Origin of the sequence: Sulfitobacter profundi, assembly GCF_042661425.1 — a bacterium.
In the GTDB taxonomy this organism is placed as follows: domain Bacteria; phylum Pseudomonadota; class Alphaproteobacteria; order Rhodobacterales; family Rhodobacteraceae; genus Sulfitobacter; species Sulfitobacter profundi.
The window spans coordinates 2,689,483-2,707,847 of the sequence record NZ_JBHSWA010000001.1 but is presented as its reverse complement, the minus strand read 5'-3'; the positions used below and the strand labels follow the sequence as shown (position 1 = coordinate 2,707,847).

Below are 18,365 nucleotides of genomic sequence, written 5' to 3'. Positions count from 1 at the left end.
TCCGCGCCGCGCGTTGGACCATCCTCAGGGCCGCCCCATCTCGGGCGGCCCTTTTCGTTGGCCGGGCTTGCATGGATTTCGCCTTCCTGCGACATTGCGGGAAACAAGGGGCAAGCCATGGAAACTTGGGCAATTTTTACCGGAGATATCGTGAAATCCTCCGCGATGGGCCGGGCGGAGTTGGATGCTGTTTTCGCACGTCTCGAAGACGCCGCCGAGGCCCTGACGACATGGCAAGGCCAGTCCAGCCGCATGACCCGCTTTCGCGGTGACGGCTGGCAAATGGCTGTAGCGCCAAAGTTCACCCTCCGCGCGGCCCTCGTTCTACGCGCCGCCGTGCGCCGCTGCGGCAAGACCGCAGACACCCGTTTTGGCATCGGAATAGGCGAGGCGCATTTCGCAGGCGACGACCTCGCTCGTGCCGATGGGGCGGCGCTGGTTCGTTCCGGTCACGCCCTCGACGCCATGCCCCGCGCGCGGCGCATGCATGCCCCGGATGCCACCCTCGCGTTGCGTGCAGCCCTCCCCCTCGCCGACCGGATCGCAACCGGTTGGACCAAGCGCCAAGCCGATGTCGCCTATTACATGCTGGCCCCTGAGCCGCCCGTGCAAGCGGAGCTCGCGCAGCGGTTTGGCCTGACGCAGCAGAGTGTTCAGGGCCACGTAGACGCGGCGGGGATAGATGAATTGCGAGAGGTTTGCGACGTGCTAGAGGAACAAAAAACAACCCAATAACGCTGTTATCAGGCATTACAGCCAAATATGCCTGTATTTATTCTTGGGAAAGACCCTTGCCACAGCCCGCTGCAGCTTTTCAAATAACAACCACCCCCAACAGCCGGACCCCTTATGACCGAACAGGCCATCGCCACCGCCCTCGCTTGCCTGCTCGCCCATTTGTTGGCGGATTTCGTGTTTCAGACCAACGCGATGGTCGCCGCCAAACGCAAACCCCACATACTTCTGCTGCACGGTGTCATCGTCTTTGCCGCGACTGCGCTGGCCCTCGGGGGCAGCCTCCTCCCAGTTGGCCTTCTCGCCCTCGCCCATGTCGGGATTGATGCGATCAAAACCTACGCCGTTCCAGAGCAGCACCGCGAGCGGCTCTGGCCCTACCTCACCGATCAAGCGGCCCATCTTGCGACCATCGCGGTCTTCACCCTTTATACTCCAGAGGCTTTTGCCATTGGTTTCTGGGCTGCTCACAGCACAACGCTCATTCCGCCTGCCTTCTTCCTTGCGGGGCTGATCACCGCCACCCTTGCAGGCGGGCCTGCCGTAGGCGGCTTGATGTTGCCCCACAAAGCGCAAGCTCAGCCCGACGGCTTGGAGAACGCAGGCAGGGTCATTGGTCTGCTGGAACGCGCGCTTATCTTTCTGATGGTCATGATCGACGAGCCTACGAGCATCGGATTTCTCATCGCGGCAAAGTCGATCCTGCGCTTTGACACAGTGAAAAAAACCAGAAAATAAGCGAATACGTCATCATCGGGACGCTGGCCTCTTTCGGTTGGGCGCTCATCGTGGCCTTTGCTACGCTGGCGGCAATGAATTCCCTTTGACGGCTTGAGATCACCGCCCCGCATCCCTATCTTGGCCGCATAGGAGAATTTGACATGTTTGGCATTCCCGGCAAGCAAGCCGTCACCATGACCCCCAAAGCCGCTGGCCAGATTGCAAAACTGATGCAATCGGCGGGCCACGCAGGGCTGCGCATTGGCGTCAAGAAAGGCGGCTGTGCGGGCATGGAATACACCATGGATTACGTCGAAGCGACTGACCCCAACGATGAGGTCGTCGAACAGGACGGCGCGCGGGTGATGATCGCCCCGATGGCGCAGATGTTCCTCTTTGGCACCGAAATCGACTATGAGACAACGCTGCTCGAGTCCGGTTTCAAGTTCCGCAATCCCAATGTGACCGAAGCCTGCGGCTGCGGCGAATCCATCAAGTTCGACGAAAGCTTGGGCGCGAAGTAAGCGCGCCCGTCAGGCCCACGGCCTTGACGAAAGGCTGCGGGCCTGCGAACTGATCTAGCAATATCAACAGATCAGGACGGATCCGATGCGCCCCAAAATCGCCGCCGGCAACTGGAAGATGAACGGCACCGCCGCCTCTTTGGCAGAGCTTCACAGCCTTGCCACCGGCCTGCCCGAAAACCCGCCGCAGGTCGTGATCTGCCCACCCAGCACATTGTTGTTCCGCGCCACCGATGCGACCCACGGCAGCCCGATTCAAATCGGCGCGCAGGATTGCCATACCGAAGGTGCAGGTGCCTATACCGGTGACATCTCCGCCACGATGGTCGCCGACAGCGGCGCCACCCATGTGATCCTCGGCCATTCTGAGCGCCGCGACGCCCACCGGGAAACCGACGCCGACGTGCAGGCCAAGACCTGTGCCGCCTGGGCCGCGGGTCTCACCGCCATCGTCTGCATTGGCGAAAGCGAAGCCGAGCGGGACGCTGATCAAACGCTCGACGTCATCGGCGGGCAACTCGACGGCTCCCTCCCCGATGCGGTTGATGCGGAAAATACCGTGATCGCCTATGAGCCCATCTGGGCCATTGGCACCGGTAAAGTGCCCAGCATCGCACAGATCAAAGAAGTACATGACTTCATCCGCACGCGCTTGATCGATCGTTTCGGTGCAGAGATCGGCAATGCGCTTCCCCTGCTCTACGGCGGCTCGGTCAAGGCCGCGAATGCTGTCGAGATTTTCGCGGTGGAAAACGTCGACGGCGCGCTTGTGGGTGGGGCCAGCCTCAAGGCCGAAGACTTCGCGCCCATCGTGGCAGCGCTCGCGCAGTCCTAAAACAACCGGGGCGGGCAGTGGTGCCCCGCCCCGCGTTCTTAAAGCGGTAGCATCGTCGTCGACTTGATCTCTTCCATCGACAAAAGCGCCGTAACGTTGTGCACCTTCACCTCTGAGATCAGCGCCTGATAGAACACGTCATAGGCCCGCGCGTTCTTGACCCGCACCTTCAAAATATAGTCGATATCCCCTGCCAAACGGTGCGCTTCCTGGACCTCGGGCCGGTCTTTCAATGCCTGCAAAAACGCCGCCTGCCACGCCGCCTCATGCTCTGACGTGCGGATCAGAACGAAAAAGCACGCCTCGAATCCAAGTGCCTCTGAATCAAGCACAACCGTCTGCTGGCCAATCACCCCGGCCTCGCGCAATTTGCGGATCCGATTCCACACAGGCGTCTTCGAAGAGCCTACTTCGCGAGCGATATCGTCCAGCGATTGGCTCGCATCCCGTTGCAGCTGCGCCAAAATCTTCCGGTCGGTCTCATCAATTCGGACAGTCATTCTCTTCTCTCTCGTCCCGGCAGGACGTTCATACTCAACCTACGGCCATAGCGAACACATGTTCTTATCTGCGCCAGCAACTAGCCAATTATCGGGAATATTTCCTATATAAGAGGTCACGTCAAACAGAATACAGGGCGCATCATGGATCACTTTCCCATCTTCCTCGCCACGAGCGAGCAAAAGATCCTCCTTTCCGGCGGCGGCGAAGCGGCGCTGGCCAAGTTGCGCCTGCTGATGAAGACCAAAGCCGCGCTGCATATCTTTGCGCCCGACCCCGCGCCAGAGCTTGTCGAATGGCAGGCGGCGGGCAAGCTGACCCTGCACCGCCGCGCCCTCACTGCCACCGACCTGCCCGGTGCACTATTGTTCTACGCAGCCGATGAAGATGACGCGCTGGATGCCGAGAATGCAGCCCTTGCCCGCGCGGCGGGCGTATTGATGAACATCGTCGACAACCTGCATGATAGCCAGTTCATCACCCCCGCCATCGTCGACCGTGACCCGGTGACCGTGGCCATCGGCACCGAAGGCGCCGCCCCGGTGCTGGCCCGCGCCATCAAAGCCGACTTGGAAGAGCGTCTGCCCGTCACACTTGGCCCGCTCGCGCGGATCGGCAAAGGCTTTCGCAAGCTGGCCGACGCCCTGCCCATGGGCCGCGCGCGTCGCGACTTCTGGCGTGAGTATTACTTCGCCACTGGCCCCCGCGCCATGGCCGAAGGCAAGGACACCGTGCGCCCGGCTTTGAAAGACCTCTTGCAGACCCACCTCGCCCGCGAAGCCCGCGACGGCCATGTGGCTTTCGTTGGCGGCGGCCCCGGCGATCCGGAACTGCTGACCCTCAAAGCCCGCCGCGCGCTGGATGAAGCCGATGTGGTGATCTACGACCGCCTGATCAGCCCCGAAATCCTCGAACTCGCCCGCCGCGAAGCGCTGATGATCGACGTGGGCAAAGAGGGTTTTGGCCCCTCCACGGCCCAAGAGCACATCAACGCCCTGCTGGTCGAGCACGCCCAAAGCGGCGCACAGGTCGTGCGGCTGAAATCCGGCGATGCAACGGTCTTTGGCCGCCTCGACGAAGAGATCGACGCGGTCGACGCCCATGACATCGGCTGGCACATCGTGCCCGGCATCACCGCCGCCTCTGCCGCTGTGGCGGGCATCGGTCAAAGCCTGACCAAACGCGGCCGCAATGCCTCGGTCCGTTTCCTGACCGGGCACGACATGAAAGGTTTCGCCGATCACGACTGGGCCGCCCTTGCGCGCCCGAATGAAGTCGCCGCGATCTACATGGGCAAGAAATCCGCCCGCTTTGTCCAAGGCCGCCTGCTGATGCACGGCGCCGACCGCGCCACGCCCGTGACTGTGATCGAAAACGCCTCGCGCGCCGATCAGCGGGTGCTGTCCACCACGCTCAACGATCTGCCGCGCGATCTGGCCGATGCCGAAATGACCGGCCCCGCGCTCACCTTCTACGGCCTCGCCCCGCGCGCCGCCGTCCAAGCTGCCACCCAAACCCCGCTAGAGGAGCTGGCCTGATATGCCCAAGCCTTTCACCCCCAAGGTCATCACCGCCAATGCGCTGCTCGAAGGCGACGTTGTCTACCAAACCGCCACCGGCTGGACCCGCAGCCTTTCCGAGGCCGAAGTGCTGACCGATGAGGCCGACGCCGATCTGCGCCTGATCGACGCGCTGAGCCAGCAGGATCTGGTTGTCGGCGTCTACCTCGCTGATGTGGCCCCCGAGGCCAGCGGCCCCAAGCCCACACACTTTCGCGAAGAGTTCCGCGCCAAAGGCCCGTCGAACTACGCCCACGGCAAACAGGAGACCCTGTGATGTATAGCTATACCGAATTCGACGACAAATTCCTCGCCGAGCGCAACGCCCAGTTCCGCGCCCAAGTCGAGCGCCGCATCGACGGCTCGCTCACTGAGGATGAGTTCAAACCCCTGCGCCTGATGAACGGGCTCTACCTGCAACTGCACGCCTATATGCTGCGTGTGGCGATCCCCTATGGCACGCTGAGCAGCGCGCAAATGGACAAGCTCGCCTTCATCGCCGAGAAATGGGACAAGGGCTACGGCCACTTCACCACGCGCCAGAACATCCAGTACAACTGGCCCGAGCTGCGCGACGTGCCCGACATGCTCGACGCGCTGGCCGAGGTAAACCTGCACGCCATCCAGACCTCCGGCAACACGATCCGCAACGTGACGGCGGACCATTTCGCCGGTGCCGCCGCCGATGAGGTCGCCGACCCGCGCCCCGTGGCCGAGTTGATCCGCCAGTGGTCCACCGACCACCCGGAATTCCAATTCCTGCCGCGCAAGTTCAAGGTGGCCGTCACCGGTGCCGCCGCCGACCGTGCGGTGATCAAAGCCCATGACATCGGGCTGCGCATCGTCGAACGCGATGGCGAACAGGGCTTCGAAGTCATCGTCGGTGGCGGCCTTGGCCGCACCCCGATGATCGGCAAGGTGCTCTATGATTTCGTCAGTGCCGACGACCTCCTGCCCACGCTCGAAGCCATCGTCAGCGTCTACAACGTGCTGGGCCGCCGCGATAACAAATACAAAGCGCGGATCAAGATCACCGTGCATGAAAACGGCATCGAAGACATCCGCGCCCGCGTTGACGCGCAATACGCCCTGATCCGCAGCCAATTCACCGGCGTGGATCAACAAGTGCTGTCGCGCATTGAATCCGATTTCGCAGCACCCCAGTTCAAAACCGCCTCCCTCGCGGCCTACGAGTCTGCTTATACCAACGATCCGGTCTTCCGCGCATGGGCCGATACCAACCTCGCCGAACACCGCGCGCCGGGCTATGCCATCGTGTCGATCAGCCTCAAGGCCCACGGCGCCACACCGGGTGATGCCACAGCCGACCAAATGCGCGTGATGGCCGACCTCGCCCGCTGCTTCGGCCATGACGAGCTGCGCATCAGCCACGAGCAGAACGTGATCCTGCCCCACGTGCACCGCAGCGACCTGCCCGAACTGCATGCCGCGCTGAAAGAGGCCAAGCTGGCTACTGCCAACATCGGCCTGATCTCGGACATCATCGCTTGCCCCGGCATGGACTATTGCGCGCTGGCCACCGCCCGCTCGATCCCCATCGCCCAAGAAATCGCCACCCGCTTTGACGAGCTGAAGCTGGAGCATGACGTGGGCCCGCTCAAGATCAAGATCTCGGGCTGCATCAACGCCTGCGGCCACCACCATGTGGGCCACATCGGGATCCTCGGCCTCGACCGCGCGGGCGTGGAGAACTACCAGATCACCCTTGGCGGCGATGGCACCGAGGATGCGAGTCTTGGCACCCGCACCGGCCCCGGCTTCTCGGCCGAGGAGATCATTCCGGCCATCGAACGCCTTGTTCTGGGCTACCTCGACCTGCGCAACGATCCTGCAGAGACCTTCTTGCAAGCCTACCGCCGCCTCGGCCTCGCGCCTTTCAAAGCGGTGCTCTACCCCGAGACGGCCAATAAGGACCGGGCCAATGCCGCTTGACACCCCTGAACTTCATCCTTTCTCAAATACCGATGCGCCGCCCCCGAGGGGCTGCGCGCGGTCGAGGAAAAAGTCGCACGGCTCAACGCGGACCTGCGCCACCACGGGGCGACGGATGTCATCCGCCGCGCCTATGCCGAGATCGAGAACCTCACCCTCGTCTCAAGCTTTGGCGCGGAATCGGTGGCGCTCTTGCACCTTGCCTCAATGGTGTCGCGGGATATCCCGGTGCTCTTTATCGACACCGAGATGCTCTTTGCCGAAACGCTCGTCTACCAGCAGGAGCTGAGCGAGCGGCTGGGCCTGCGCAAGGTCACCACCCTGCGCAGCGAAGAGATCGCAGCACAGGATCCCGATGGCACGCTGCACCAGTATGACACCGACGCCTGCTGCGCATTGCGCAAAACGCGGCCCTTGCAGAACGCGCTGGCGGGCTATGACGGCTGGATCACCGGACGCAAACGCTTTCAATCCGGCAGCCGCGCGGCCTTGGAGTTCTTTGAAGTCGAGATCCCCGACGATGGCGCTGCCCCGCGCATCAAGGTGAACCCGCTGGCCTATTGGGCAACCTCGGATGTGGCCGATTACATCACCGAGAACCGCCTGCCCCGGCATCCGCTGGTGGCCAAGGGCTATCCCTCGATCGGCTGCGCACCCTGCACCTCGCCCGTGGCACCCGGCGAAGACCCGCGTGCCGGGCGCTGGCGCGATCAGAACAAAGAAGAATGCGGCATCCACTTTGTGAACGGCAAAGTGGTCCGAACAGGAGACAAATCATGAGCGTACTCGTAACCGACACAGGTTTCACCGCCGACGACTGGACCCATGGCTATTGCGAGGATGGTGCGGCGAATGATTGCCGCGCCGTCGATCTGGCCTCTGACGCCGATGCCCATGCCCTCTCCCTCGCCCCGGCGCTGGAGATGATCCGCGTCAATTTCCCCTCTTTCGCGGATGGGCGCGGCTTTACCATCGCACGTGTCCTGCGCCTGCGGGGCTACACGGGCCGTTTGCGCGCCCGCGGGCATGTGCTGGCCGACCAATACGCCATGGCCCGCCGCGCGGGTTTTGATGAGGTTGAGATCGACGATGATCTGGCCGCGCGTCAACCTGAGGACCAATGGCTGGCCCGCGCCGATTGGCAGGCCCATGACTATCAGTCCCGCCTTCGCGGAGCCTTCCCACAGGCAGCGGCGGCCAAATAGGCCGCTTCATTGCCCTCCCCCTTCCTTGCCATAAGTAGAGGCCGCAAACCGATTTGCGGAAACCATGATGACCGAGCAGAGCACAGTGAACCAAACCGCCGCCAAGCCCGTCCCGACGTTGCCCGACGCCCAGACCGTGACCTCTGTCACCCACTGGACGGATCAGCTTTTCTCGTTCCGGGTATCGCGGCCCGCGTCCTTGCGCTTCCGCTCGGGCGAGTTTGTCATGATCGGCCTGATGGGCGATCCGCACCCCGAGACGGGCAAACAAAAACCCCTGCTGCGCGCCTATTCCATCGCCTCCCCCGCGTGGGACGATGAGCTGGAGTTCTACTCGATCAAGGTGCAGGATGGCCCGCTGACCTCGAAACTGCAGCACATCCAGCCCGGCGACCAGATCATCCTGCGGCCCAAGCCCGTGGGCACGCTGGTGCATGACGCGCTGCTGCCGGGCGACCGGTTGTGGATGTTCGCCACCGGTACGGGCTTTGCCCCCTTTGCCAGCCTGCTGCGCGAGCCTGAGACCTATGAGAAATTCGATGAGGTCATCGTCACCCACACCTGCCGCGATGTGGCGGAACTGGAATATGGCCGCCAGTTGATCGAAGGGCTGAAGGCCGACGAACTGATGCAAGAGCTGATCGGCCCCGAAAACCTCGCCAAGATCCGCTATTACCCGACCACCACCCGCGAAGAGAGCCCCAAGATGGGCCGGATCACGAACCTTTTGCAGGATGGCACGGTGTTCAAAGATCTCGGCGTGCCTCAGATCAACGCCGCCCACGACCGCGCCATGGTCTGCGGCAGCTTGGGCTTCAACAAGGATATCATGGAGATCCTCGAAGGCTTTGGCCTCACCGAGGGCGCCAATTCCGACCCCCAGCATTTCGTCGTGGAAAAGGCCTTTGTGGGCTAACCCAGGTTAAGCCTTACGAAAGGTCGCAGCGTTACAAGTGAGTCGTCGGCGCTGCTTTGCCGACGCTCTGGCAGAACCCTGCGCATCCCAAAAACGCCCCCTTCCGCTGCACTGCGGCAGGGGTTAGCTGACGCCTTGCGAGCGCGGGGGACTGCCGCGCAAAACGCAACCACAGGCGAAAGGCACATCATGACGAGCACTGGGACCCCGACCCCAAAGAAAGTCTCCGATCTGGCAACTGAAAAGGCCGATCTGTCCAGCACAGCGCTGATTGGTATTTTCGGCAGCGACGCTACGCCCGGCGCGCTGATCCGCGAAGGCGGCGGCAAAATCTCCCGCGTTGAAGTGGGCGACCAAGTCGCTGGCGGCGTTGTTGCGGCCATTGGGCAAGGCACATTGGTGCTTTCCAGCCGCCGCGGCAACAAAGTGCTGCGCCTGCCGCAGGGCTGAGCGGCTCAAGGAGGCGCGACACCGCGCCTCTTGACCTGCCGCCCGGGGCAGTGCACATCGCGGGCATGAGCAAGACAGCATTGATCACCGGCGCGTCGCGCGGCCTTGGGGCCGCTCTGGCAGAGGCTTTGGCCCCCACCCACCACATCATCGCCGTCGGTCGCACGACCGGCGCGTTGGAAGAGCTGGATGACCGTATCCAAGCCGAGGGTGGCAGCGCCACACTGGCCCCGATGGACATCACCAACGCCGATGCGATGGCGGTGCTTTGCCGGGGCATCCACGACCGTTGGGGCGGGCTTGACCTCTGGCTGCACTGCGCCGTGCACGCAGCCCCACTAACGCCCACCGATCACATTGACGCCAAGGATATGGAGAAATCCATCGCGGGCAATGTCACCGCCACGGCGCGGCTGATCACCTTTGTCTCCCCGCTTTTGGGGGCAGAGGGCACGGCGGTCTTCTTTGATGATCCGCGTGCTGGCACGAAATTCTTCGGCAGCTACGGGTCGACCAAGGCCGCGCAGATCGCGCTGGCGACCTCTTGGCAGGTTGAAACCGCGCAGATCGGCCCGCGCGTGCATATCCTCACCCCCGACCCGATGCCCACTGCCACCCGCGCGCGTTTCTTTCCCGGTGAAGACCGCGCGGCGCTCAGCGACACGGCCACGCAGGCCGCTGCGGTATTGGCGCAACTGTCGGAAAACTCCGCCTTGTGAACCGCGCGGCACCGGCGCGCTGCGCTTGCCGCCGGTCCGCCCCTCGCCTATCAAGGCAAAAAGGGGCCTTTCATGCGTATTTTGATTACAAACGATGACGGCATCAACGCGCCCGGTCTGGCCGTGCTGCGCGCCATTGCCGAGGAATTGGCCGGGCCCAAGGGCGAGGTCTGGACCGTCGCACCCGCGTTTGAGCAATCCGGCGTCGGCCATTGCATCAGCTACACCAAACCGATGATGATTTCGCAATTGAACGACCGCGTCTTTGCCACCGAAGGCTCTCCCGCTGACTGCGTCCTTGCCGCGATCCACGACACGATGACCGCCGCGCCCCCGATCTGGTGCTTTCGGGCGTGAACCGGGGCAACAACGCGGCTGAAAACGCGCTCTACTCCGGCACGCTCGGCGGCGCGATCGAGGCGGCCTTGCAGGGTCTGCCCGCCATCGCCCTGTCGCAATACTACGGCCCCGCCAACCGCGATCTGGCTGATCCGTTTGAGGCCGCAGCCCAGCATGGCGTCGAGACCTGTCGCCGCATTCTGGAGCATAGCCCCAGCGAAGATGCCGCCTACGGCCTGTTTTATAACGTAAACTTCCCCCGTCGCGGGCGCCGATGTGCGCGGCATCCGGCTCGCCCCTCAAGGCCGCCGCCCCGCCACCGGGTTCTCCACCGAGGCGCATCTGTCGCCCTCGGGCCGCCGCTTTTTGTGGATCAAAGGCGGCGACCAGCGCGTGCAGACAGCGCCCGGCAGTGACGCCTGCGTGAACCTTGATGGCTATATCTCGGTCACCCCAATGCGCTGTGACCTGACCGACCACGCGGCGCTTGAAACATTGTCGGGCATCAACGGATGAACGAAGAGCCGATCTCTGAGGCGGAACGCAAGATGCAGTTCCTCTATGCGCTGCGCTCCAAGGGAGTGACCGATGCGCGCGTGCTGACAGCGATGGAAGCGATCGACCGCGGCCCCTTTATCCGCGGCCTCTTCGCCAGCCGCGCCTATGAGGATATGCCCCTGCCCATCGCCTGCGGTCAGACCATCAGCCAGCCCTCTGTCGTGGGTTTGATGAGTCAAGCCTTGCAGGTGTCGTCGCGCGATAAGGTGCTCGAAATCGGCACCGGCTCGGGCTATCAGGCCGCGATCCTCAGCAAGCTCGCGCGGCGGGTCTATACGATCGACCGGCACCGGCGCTTGGTGCAAGAGGCGCGCGGCGTGTTCGAGGCGATGGATCTTAACAACATCACCGCGATCACCGCCGATGGCAGCTTTGGCCTAGCCGAACAGGCACCCTTTGACCGGATCATCGTGACCGCCGCCGCCGAAGACCCGCCCGGCCCCCTGCTGGCCCAGCTCAAAGAAGGCGGCATCATGGTGCTGCCCGTCGGCCAATCCGACACCGTCCAACACCTCATCCGCGTGCGAAAGACCGCTGATGGGCTGGAATACGACGAATTGCGCGCCGTGCGCTTTGTCCCCCTGCTGGAAGGCTTGGGCAAGGACGGCTAATAGGTTAGAGAGACACGGACAACGCCCCTTACCGTCTGGGGCGAAGATGAGGACTTGCAGATGCGCCAAACACGCTTGCGCCGCCCCATGCGGCTGACCCTAATGGCCGGGACCAGTGCGATACTGCTGGCAGGTTGCGAAAATCAGCCACTGGATTACGATATGCGCAGCACCTTTGGCGATGGGTTTTCCACCGCCGAAGCGGCACGCGGCCCGTTGGCGGACCGCCCCAAGCCCGACGCACGGGGCGTGATCGCCTACCCCAATTATCAAGTCGCCGTCGCCCGCCGTGGCGATACGCTGAAAGACGTGGCCGCGCGTGTCGGGGCCGACAGCGGCGAACTCGCACGCTACAATGGCATTGATCCGGGCGTCCCGCTTCGCCAAGGAGAGATCATCGCCCTGCCCCGGCGGGTCGCCGAACCTGCCCCCGGCACCAATGGCGCCGTCGATATCACCACCCTTGCGGGCAGCGCCATCGACCGCGCCCCGGCGACGCCGAGCGTGCAAACGCAAAGCCTGCCCCCTGCAAGCACCGGCACCACCGCGCCGCAGCCCACAGCGCCTCAGCCTACCGCGCCGCAATCGGCGAAAGAGCCGGTGCGCCACCGGGTCGAGCGTGGCGAGACCGCCTATACCGTTGCGCGCCTCTATAACGTGCCGGTCAAAGCGCTGGCGGAGTGGAACGGCCTAGGCCCCGATTTCGCGATCCGCGAGGGGCAATTCCTGCTGATCCCGGTAGAGAAACAAGCGCCCCCGCGTCAGGCGACCAACACCGCATCCAGTGCCGCCGCCTCGCGCCCCGTGCAACCTGTCACCAGCGCACCCGGCGCGGGCAGCCCCACGCCGACGCCTCCTTCGGCGGCCAAACCGCTGCCGCAGGATGAGACGGCGAAACCATTGCCACCCAAAGTCGAGCCGAAAGAGCCTGTGGCCGATGTCGGCAAACCCACCGCCCCTGCAAAAACGACGAAGATGACACCGCCGGTCCAAGGCTCCATCATCCGCGCCTATTCCAAGGGCAAGAACGAGGGCATCAACATCAAGGGCAACCCCGGCGGGCCGGTGAAGGCCGCCGAAGGGGGCACCGTGGCCGCGATCACCAAAAGCGCCGAGGGCATTCCGATTGTCGTGGTGCGCCACCCGGACAACCTGCTCACGGTCTATGCCAATGTGGACGGCGTGAATGTCGCCAAGGGCGATACCGTCAGCCGGGGCCAGCAGATCGCCAAACTGCGCGGCGGATCGGAATCGCATGTGCATTTCGAGGTCCGCAAGGGCTTTGAGAGCGTCGATCCGACGCCCTACATCCAGTAATCAAACAAAAAAAGGCCCGCAGAACTTGCGGGCCTCTTTGCTGAAGCACCAGACAGGCGCGGTCACCCTCCTGAGACGGGAACGCCCTTTCTGCCAGCCAAATCCAAGAAATACTGCCATGCCACACGGCCCGACCGCGCCCCGCGTGTGGCCTGCCATTCGACAGCCTCTGCGCGCAGGGTGTCGTCGTCGATTTCTACGCCGAAGGCATCGCAATAGCCGCGGATCATCGCCAAATACTGGTCTTGATCGCAGGGATGGAACCCAAGCCAAAGCCCGAAACGATCGGAGAGAGAGACCTTTTCCTCGACCGCCTCCGAAGGGTTGATCGCACTGCCCCGCTCATTTTCGATCATGTCGCGCGGCATCAGATGACGGCGGTTCGAGGTGGCGTAGAGCACCACATTCTCGGGCCGCCCTTCGATGCCGCCATCCAGCACCGCCTTCAGCGACTTGTAATGCGCATCATCTTGGCCAAAGCTAAGGTCATCGCAAAACAGGATAAACCGCTGCGACGCCCCGCGCAGCAGTGTCAGAATCCGCCCGACCGAGGGCAGGTCTTCGCGCTGCAATTCGACGATGCGCAACGCTTCATGTGATGCCTGAACATCTGCGTGTATCGCTTTGACAAGACTGGATTTTCCCATGCCACGCGCACCCCAGAGCAGCGCGTTGTTCGCAGGCAGACCCGCCGCGAATTGGCGGGTGTTGGCCAGAAGGGTATCCCGCGCCCGGTCGACGCCAATCAACAGCGGCAGGTCGATCGCGCGACCTGCGGCACCGGTACCAGACGGTCGGGGTCGGTGTGCCAGACGAATGCGGTCGCGGCGTCAAAGTCCGGGGCGGACAGCGGCGCCGGAGACATACGCTCCAGCGCCGCTGCGATACGGTCCATCGGATCGTCGATCACAGCAGGTCTTCCTCGTCTTCGTCGTCAAAGTAGCCCTCTTCGCGCAGCTTCTCGTCGCGCTTTTTCTCGACCCGACGCACGAGGAAGATCGAGATTTCGTAAAGGCCGTAGACAACAACAAACAAGATCACCTGCGTGATCACATCTGGCGGCGTGACAAGGGCAGCCAACACAAGGATCGCCACCACGGCATATTTGCGCACATTGCCCAGACCTTCGGAACTGACCAGCCCGGCCTTGCCCATCAGGGTCAGCAGCACGGGAAGCTGGAAGCACAGGCCAAAGGCCACGATGAACTTGATCGTAAGCGAGAGGTATTCCTGCGCCGAGCCTTGGAATGCGATGGCCGCGATGCCGTTCTCACCCTCTGGCCCCTCACCGACGAGCGTACCCGCCTGCTGGAACCCAAGGAAGAAATCGAAGGCCAGCGGCGTGACGACGTAAAAGGCAAAGGCCGCACCAAGGAAAAACATCACCGGCGAGGAGATCAAAAAGGGCAGAAAAGCGCCCTTTTCGTTCTTGTAGAGCCCCGGTGCCACGAAGCGCCAAAGCTGGTAGCTGATGAAGGGAAAGCCCAGCACCAAACCACCCAAAAGCGAGATCGAGATCGCAACGAAGAAACCTTCTTGCAGTTTGATCAGGATCAGCCCGCAATCCTCTTGGCCCCGTTCCGCCATGGCCGAACACAGCGGTTCGGTCAGGAAGTTGAAGATCGGGTTCCAGACGGTAAAGCAGATCACCATGCCGATGATAAAGGCGATGACCGAATGGATGAGCCGCGTGCGCAGTTCGGCCAGATGTTCGATCAACGGGGCCGAGCTGTCGTCGATCTCATAGTCGTCGGAGGCGCTCATTTAACTTACTCTTTTTTCGCAGCGGGTTTGGCTGCCGCTGGCTTTTTGACAGCAGGCTTTTTCGCAGCGGGTTTCTTGGCAGCAGGCTTTTTCGGCGCTGCTTTGGCCGGCGCTGCTTTGGCCGCTGCTTTGACCGGCGCCGCTTTGGGTGAGGCCGCTTTAGCAGGCGCCGCCTTGGCTGGTGCCGCGTCTTTCTCGATCACGGGCCGTGCCGGTGCAGCTTTCGCAGCTTCGTCCCGGGCCGGGGTCGCGTCAGACAACTTCGCCTCTGCCGCCTCAGCCTGAGACATGGCTTCTGCCGCTTCGCGTTGCTTGCGCTCGGCTGCGGCGCGGGCGGTGCTGGCTTGGATCTTCTTCACATCCTCGGCCTTTTGCGCCGCCAATTTGCCGGTCTCGCTCTCGGGGTCGAAGTTGGTCAGCGAGCGGGTCGCGTCCTTCACCTCATCCATGGCGCTGCCCAGCGGGTTGGTCGCGGTTTTTAGCGACTTGTTCAGCGACGACGACATCTCGCGCATGCCGCTTTCGTCGGCGGCGTCGTTCATGGCCTGACTGAATTCACGCGCCATGCCCTTGGCCTTGCCCACGAATTGCCCAACGCGCCGAAACAGCACGGGCAGGTCCTTGGGGCCGACCACGATCAGGGCCACCACGCCGATGACTAAAAGTTCCGTCCAACCCAGATCGAACATCGGGTTACACCCGGTCCTTGTCGGCCTTCAGGTCGGTCTTGGGATGCGTGCCCTGATCGGCATGCTCGGGCAGGTCGGCATGGTGCACTTCGTCGACATGTTTGATGTCGTCGGTGCGCTTGGTCTCTTCTTCGCCTTCGCTGATGCCCTTTTTGAAGCTAGTGATGCCTTTGCCAACTTCACCCATAAGCGAGGAAATCTTGCCGCGGCCGAAAAGCACCAGCACGACAACCGCGATCAGCAGCAGGCCCGGCAGTCCGATATTGTTCAACATGTCTGTTCTCCCATCATGTTTGGCGCAAGTCATGCAGCGCCGTCCTGCCTGTGATAGCGGGCGGCGGCAGGACCATGAAGGGGCAAAGCGGCGGTTGGGCGGTGCTGCGGGCAAAGGACTGCCGATTTTCGGGCGTGCAATTCCCTTTGTGACATGTTTTTGTCAGGAGCGTCAGGAGGCGTCATGGTGTCAGTGAAAACCGAAGATCGGCTCGTGCGGTTGATCGACAGGCTGCGGGATGGGCGGCTGCACCGGGCCGAGGATTTGGCCCGGCTGTTCGGTGTCTCCCCGCACGATCTACCGCGATATGGGCAAGCTTAGCGCGGCGGGCCTGTCCATCGTCGGAACGCGGGGCGAAGGTTATCGGATCACCCCGGCGATCACCCTGCCCCCGCTGACACTAACCCCGTCTGAATTGGAGGCGCTGAACCTCGGCCTTGCTGTCGCGGCAGAGGTTGGAGACCCCGCCTTGCAGGGCGCGGCAGAGACATTGGCCGCCAAGTTCGACGCAGTTTTGCCCACCGAAACCATCGCCGAGGGGGCCGCTTGGTCGCAGGCGCTGACGGCGCAGGGCAAGGCCACACGGGTTTTTGCCCATCTGCCGGTGCTGCGCGCCGCGGTGCTGGCGCGTCAGAAGCTGCGGATCGGGGTCGCGGGGGAAGAGACCCGCGTGCTACGGCCAATGAAGGTTGAGAATTGGGGGCGGTTTTGGATGCTGACCGCCTGGTGCCAAGATGAAAAGGGATTTGCTACCTACGCGATCGATCAGATCGAGAGCGCCGAGGCCTTGCCAGAGCTGTTCGTCGACGAGCCGGGCAAAACGCTGGCTGACTACCACCCCTAGCCCTGAATCACGGGCGCAGGTCCGCTTGGCTGGCCCAGACCGCCCGGACGGTCTGCCCCCGGCTCAGCCCTTCAGTTGCCAACCGGTCTGCAGCGGCAAGAACGCCTCGACACTCGCCTGCGCGATCACGATGGTATCCTGCCCCGTCGGCACGTTCAGCCCGCCCTTCACGGCACGTACCTCGGCCCGGCCACGCGGCAGATTGGCCACCAGCGCGTCGACATCCACCTTTTCAGGCTCTTGCACCGCCACGGTGACCTGCACACGCATCTGGTCCGGTGTCACGTCAAGCGCGCCGAAAAGCGGCAGAGAGGAATGGCGCAGGGCATCCTCGATCGCGCGGGCGGCGGCTTTGGTATAGTCCATCCCGTGCAGATCGTTGCCCATGCCCATTTCGATGATGATCCGCTGCTCAGTCATCGGCAGGCTCCATGTCGAAGCCCACGGAAAGGGCCACATTCGCCATGACGGTCGGGTTCCCCTCTCCTTCGGGGCGCGGCACATCCAACCCGCCGTGATGCAGGTTCACCGTCACCTCGCCATAGGGAAAGACCGCGCGCAGCGCTTCGGCGTCGACCAGACCGGGCCGTTGCACGCCCACGTCGAGGATGATCCGCATGGCGGACCTATCGAAACCAAAAAGCTCTGCCAGATTGATCGAGTTATGCCACAGCGCATCCTGCACCGCGCGGGTCGCGGCCTGCGTATAGTCGGCGCGGCGCAGGGACGACCCCATGCCGAATTCTACCATCAGGGGCTTCATGCCGTCACCGGAAAGACAAAGCAGCGGTCGCGGCGCACGGTCAGCCACATGACGGCGCCGGGTTGCGGCAAAAAGACATTTGGCACCGTGGCCTTGAGCCGCGATCCGTCCTCTTCCAACACAAATTCAACAAGGCTTTCGTTCCCCATAAAGCGCGCGCGTTCCACCACGGCGCGGGCCGGGGTGCCATCGGTCGCCGTGGGGCGTGGGCCTTTGCCTGCACGGTCAAAGTCGATGCGCAGGTGTTGCGGGCGAAAGACAATATTTACCGGCGTGCCATCGGGTACCCCCGGGGCAAGGAATTGGCCAAAGACGGTATCGGCCAGCGCCCCGGTCACCGTGGCCTCAAGCACATTGGCATCGCTGAAAAATGCGACAGAGGCGCGATCGACGGGCCGCGTATAGACGTTATAGGGCGCGCCCTGCTGGACGATCTTGCCGTCGCGCATCAGCGCAATCTCATCGGCCATGCGCATCGCCTCATCCGGCTCATGGGTGACCAGCAGAACGGCAGTGTCCTCTTCTTTCAGGATGCTCAGGGTCTCATCGCGGATGCCGTCGCGCAGACGGTTGTCGAGGCCGGAAAAGGGCTCGTCCATCAGCATGATGCGCGGCTGCGGCGCCAGCGCACGGGCCAGCGCCACGCGCTGCTGCTCCCCGCCCGAAAGCTGGTGCGGATAGCCGTCGATATAGCGCAGCAGGTCCACCCGTTCGAGCAATTCCTCAATCCGCTTGCGCTTCTCGGCCTTGGTGCCTTTCTTGAGGCCAAAGCCCACGTTATCGGCCACGCTAAGATGCGGAAACAGAGCAAAGTCCTGAAACATCAGCCCAATCTCGCGCCGCTCTGGCGGGACGCGAAACATGGTGTCGCAGATCAACTTGCCATCGACGTGGATCGTGCCGCTGTCTTGCATCTCAACGCCCGCGATCATGCGCAGCGTGGTGGATTTGCCGCAGCCCGAGGGGCCGAGCAGACAGGTCACCTGCCCCGGCATGATCTGCAAAGACACGTCATCGACAACCTGCCGCCCGCCATAGGCGCGGCGCAGACTGCGGATTTCCAGACGGGGGTGGGGTCACTCATGGAAA

The 18,365-nt window shown here is 63.0% G+C and carries 22 protein-coding genes and 2 pseudogenes; 16 read left to right on the top strand and 8 right to left on the bottom strand.

Going from position 1 to position 18,365, the window contains the following annotated elements; all coding sequences use genetic code 11:
* Positions 1–117: 117 nt before the first annotated feature.
* The 4 genes from ACFQAU_RS14115 (at position 118) to tpiA (ending at position 2,814) form a co-directional block, all read left to right on the top strand.
* A complete protein-coding gene (locus ACFQAU_RS14115; protein WP_132444535.1) occupies positions 118–735 on the top strand; it encodes a hypothetical protein in 618 nt (205 codons plus the stop codon).
* Positions 736–849: 114 nt separating this feature from the next.
* On the top strand, positions 850–1,473 hold the full coding sequence (locus ACFQAU_RS14110; RefSeq protein ID WP_386282994.1) for a DUF3307 domain-containing protein: 624 nt from the start codon (positions 850–852) through the stop codon (positions 1,471–1,473).
* Positions 1,474–1,616: 143 nt separating this feature from the next.
* Entirely contained in the window at positions 1,617–1,979 is a 363-nt protein-coding gene (locus ACFQAU_RS14105) for a HesB/IscA family protein (protein WP_120351297.1), read from the top strand.
* An 85-nt stretch (positions 1,980–2,064) separates the two neighbouring features.
* Positions 2,065–2,814 carry a triose-phosphate isomerase gene (gene tpiA, locus ACFQAU_RS14100; protein WP_132444533.1) on the top strand — a complete coding sequence of 250 codons (750 nt, stop codon included), beginning with the start codon at positions 2,065–2,067 and terminating at the stop codon, positions 2,812–2,814.
* A 38-nt stretch (positions 2,815–2,852) separates the two neighbouring features.
* Here the strand turns inward: tpiA and ACFQAU_RS14095 are convergent, their stop codons facing one another.
* On the bottom strand, positions 2,853–3,314 hold the full coding sequence (locus ACFQAU_RS14095) for an Lrp/AsnC family transcriptional regulator (protein WP_067265010.1): 462 nt from the start codon (positions 3,312–3,314) through the stop codon (positions 2,853–2,855).
* Positions 3,315–3,458: 144 nt separating this feature from the next.
* Here ACFQAU_RS14095 and cysG point away from each other — a divergent pair, with 144 nt between their 5' ends.
* The 11 genes and pseudogenes from cysG to ACFQAU_RS14040 all read left to right on the top strand — a co-directional run bounded on the left by cysG (position 3,459) and on the right by ACFQAU_RS14040 (position 12,942).
* Entirely contained in the window at positions 3,459–4,853 is a 1,395-nt protein-coding gene (gene cysG / locus ACFQAU_RS14090; RefSeq protein ID WP_132444532.1) for a siroheme synthase CysG, read from the top strand.
* Between the two features lies 1 nt (position 4,854).
* Positions 4,855–5,151, top strand: coding sequence for a DUF2849 domain-containing protein (locus tag ACFQAU_RS14085; protein WP_120351300.1), 297 nt, complete (start codon positions 4,855–4,857; stop codon positions 5,149–5,151).
* A complete protein-coding gene (locus ACFQAU_RS14080; RefSeq protein ID WP_132444531.1) occupies positions 5,151–6,827 on the top strand; it encodes a nitrite/sulfite reductase in 1,677 nt (558 codons plus the stop codon). Before ACFQAU_RS14085 ends, ACFQAU_RS14080 begins: the two co-directional genes overlap by 1 nt.
* 51 nt (positions 6,828–6,878) lie before the next feature.
* Entirely contained in the window at positions 6,879–7,607 is a 729-nt protein-coding gene (locus ACFQAU_RS14075) for a phosphoadenylyl-sulfate reductase (RefSeq protein WP_120352227.1), read from the top strand.
* The gene (locus tag ACFQAU_RS14070; RefSeq protein ID WP_132444530.1) at positions 7,604–8,032 is read left to right on the top strand and encodes a DUF934 domain-containing protein; all 429 of its coding nucleotides are present in this window, start codon (positions 7,604–7,606) and stop codon (positions 8,030–8,032) included. Before ACFQAU_RS14075 ends, ACFQAU_RS14070 begins: the two co-directional genes overlap by 4 nt.
* A 67-nt stretch (positions 8,033–8,099) precedes the next feature.
* A complete protein-coding gene (locus tag ACFQAU_RS14065) occupies positions 8,100–8,948 on the top strand; it encodes a ferredoxin--NADP reductase (RefSeq protein ID WP_067626163.1) in 849 nt (282 codons plus the stop codon).
* Positions 8,949–9,137: 189 nt separating this feature from the next.
* The gene (locus ACFQAU_RS14060; protein WP_067626161.1) at positions 9,138–9,398 is read left to right on the top strand and encodes a pilus assembly protein PilZ; all 261 of its coding nucleotides are present in this window, start codon (positions 9,138–9,140) and stop codon (positions 9,396–9,398) included.
* 65 nt (positions 9,399–9,463) lie between these two features.
* On the top strand, positions 9,464–10,117 hold the full coding sequence (locus ACFQAU_RS14055; RefSeq protein ID WP_120351303.1) for an SDR family NAD(P)-dependent oxidoreductase: 654 nt from the start codon (positions 9,464–9,466) through the stop codon (positions 10,115–10,117).
* 72 nt (positions 10,118–10,189) lie between these two features.
* Positions 10,190–10,972 (top strand): annotated as a pseudogene (surE, locus tag ACFQAU_RS14050) (5'/3'-nucleotidase SurE).
* A complete protein-coding gene (locus ACFQAU_RS14045) occupies positions 10,969–11,625 on the top strand; it encodes a protein-L-isoaspartate(D-aspartate) O-methyltransferase (RefSeq protein WP_007120302.1) in 657 nt (218 codons plus the stop codon). Before surE ends, ACFQAU_RS14045 begins: the two are co-directional and overlap by 4 nt.
* A 60-nt stretch (positions 11,626–11,685) precedes the next feature.
* Entirely contained in the window at positions 11,686–12,942 is a 1,257-nt protein-coding gene (locus tag ACFQAU_RS14040; protein WP_162931846.1) for a M23 family metallopeptidase, read from the top strand.
* A gap of 62 nt (positions 12,943–13,004) precedes the next feature.
* On the opposite strand, the pseudogene ACFQAU_RS14035 reads toward ACFQAU_RS14040, so the two are convergent.
* The 4 genes and pseudogenes from ACFQAU_RS14035 to ACFQAU_RS14020 all read right to left on the bottom strand — a co-directional run bounded on the left by ACFQAU_RS14035 (position 13,005) and on the right by ACFQAU_RS14020 (position 15,669).
* Positions 13,005–13,807, bottom strand: a pseudogene (locus tag ACFQAU_RS14035) (ATP-binding protein).
* 41 nt (positions 13,808–13,848) lie between these two features.
* Complete coding sequence (tatC, locus tag ACFQAU_RS14030) at positions 13,849–14,706, bottom strand: twin-arginine translocase subunit TatC (RefSeq protein ID WP_067626153.1); 858 nt, start codon at positions 14,704–14,706, stop codon at positions 13,849–13,851.
* 5 nt (positions 14,707–14,711) lie between these two features.
* Positions 14,712–15,395 (bottom strand): Sec-independent protein translocase protein TatB, encoded by a 684-nt coding sequence (tatB, locus tag ACFQAU_RS14025; RefSeq protein WP_132444527.1) that lies wholly within the window; start codon positions 15,393–15,395, stop codon positions 14,712–14,714.
* Positions 15,396–15,399: 4 nt separating this feature from the next.
* Complete coding sequence (locus ACFQAU_RS14020) at positions 15,400–15,669, bottom strand: twin-arginine translocase TatA/TatE family subunit (protein ID WP_093926540.1); 270 nt, start codon at positions 15,667–15,669, stop codon at positions 15,400–15,402.
* 238 nt (positions 15,670–15,907) lie between these two features.
* Here ACFQAU_RS14020 and ACFQAU_RS14015 point away from each other — a divergent pair, with 238 nt between their 5' ends.
* Positions 15,908–16,513 (top strand): helix-turn-helix transcriptional regulator, encoded by a 606-nt coding sequence (locus tag ACFQAU_RS14015; protein ID WP_386282976.1) that lies wholly within the window; start codon positions 15,908–15,910, stop codon positions 16,511–16,513.
* A gap of 63 nt (positions 16,514–16,576) precedes the next feature.
* Here the strand turns inward: ACFQAU_RS14015 and ACFQAU_RS14010 are convergent, their stop codons facing one another.
* The 3 genes from ACFQAU_RS14010 to ACFQAU_RS14000 are packed head-to-tail and all read right to left on the bottom strand — an operon-like array spanning position 16,577 to position 18,340.
* Entirely contained in the window at positions 16,577–16,933 is a 357-nt protein-coding gene (locus ACFQAU_RS14010) for a Lin0512 family protein (RefSeq protein ID WP_120351309.1), read from the bottom strand.
* Complete coding sequence (locus ACFQAU_RS14005; RefSeq protein WP_132444526.1) at positions 16,926–17,276, bottom strand: Lin0512 family protein; 351 nt, start codon at positions 17,274–17,276, stop codon at positions 16,926–16,928. The genes ACFQAU_RS14010 and ACFQAU_RS14005 overlap by 8 nt, the downstream gene beginning before the upstream one ends.
* On the bottom strand, positions 17,273–18,340 hold the full coding sequence (locus ACFQAU_RS14000; protein WP_386283933.1) for an ABC transporter ATP-binding protein: 1,068 nt from the start codon (positions 18,338–18,340) through the stop codon (positions 17,273–17,275). The genes ACFQAU_RS14005 and ACFQAU_RS14000 overlap by 4 nt, the downstream gene beginning before the upstream one ends.
* Between the last annotated feature and the right edge of the window lie 25 nt (positions 18,341–18,365).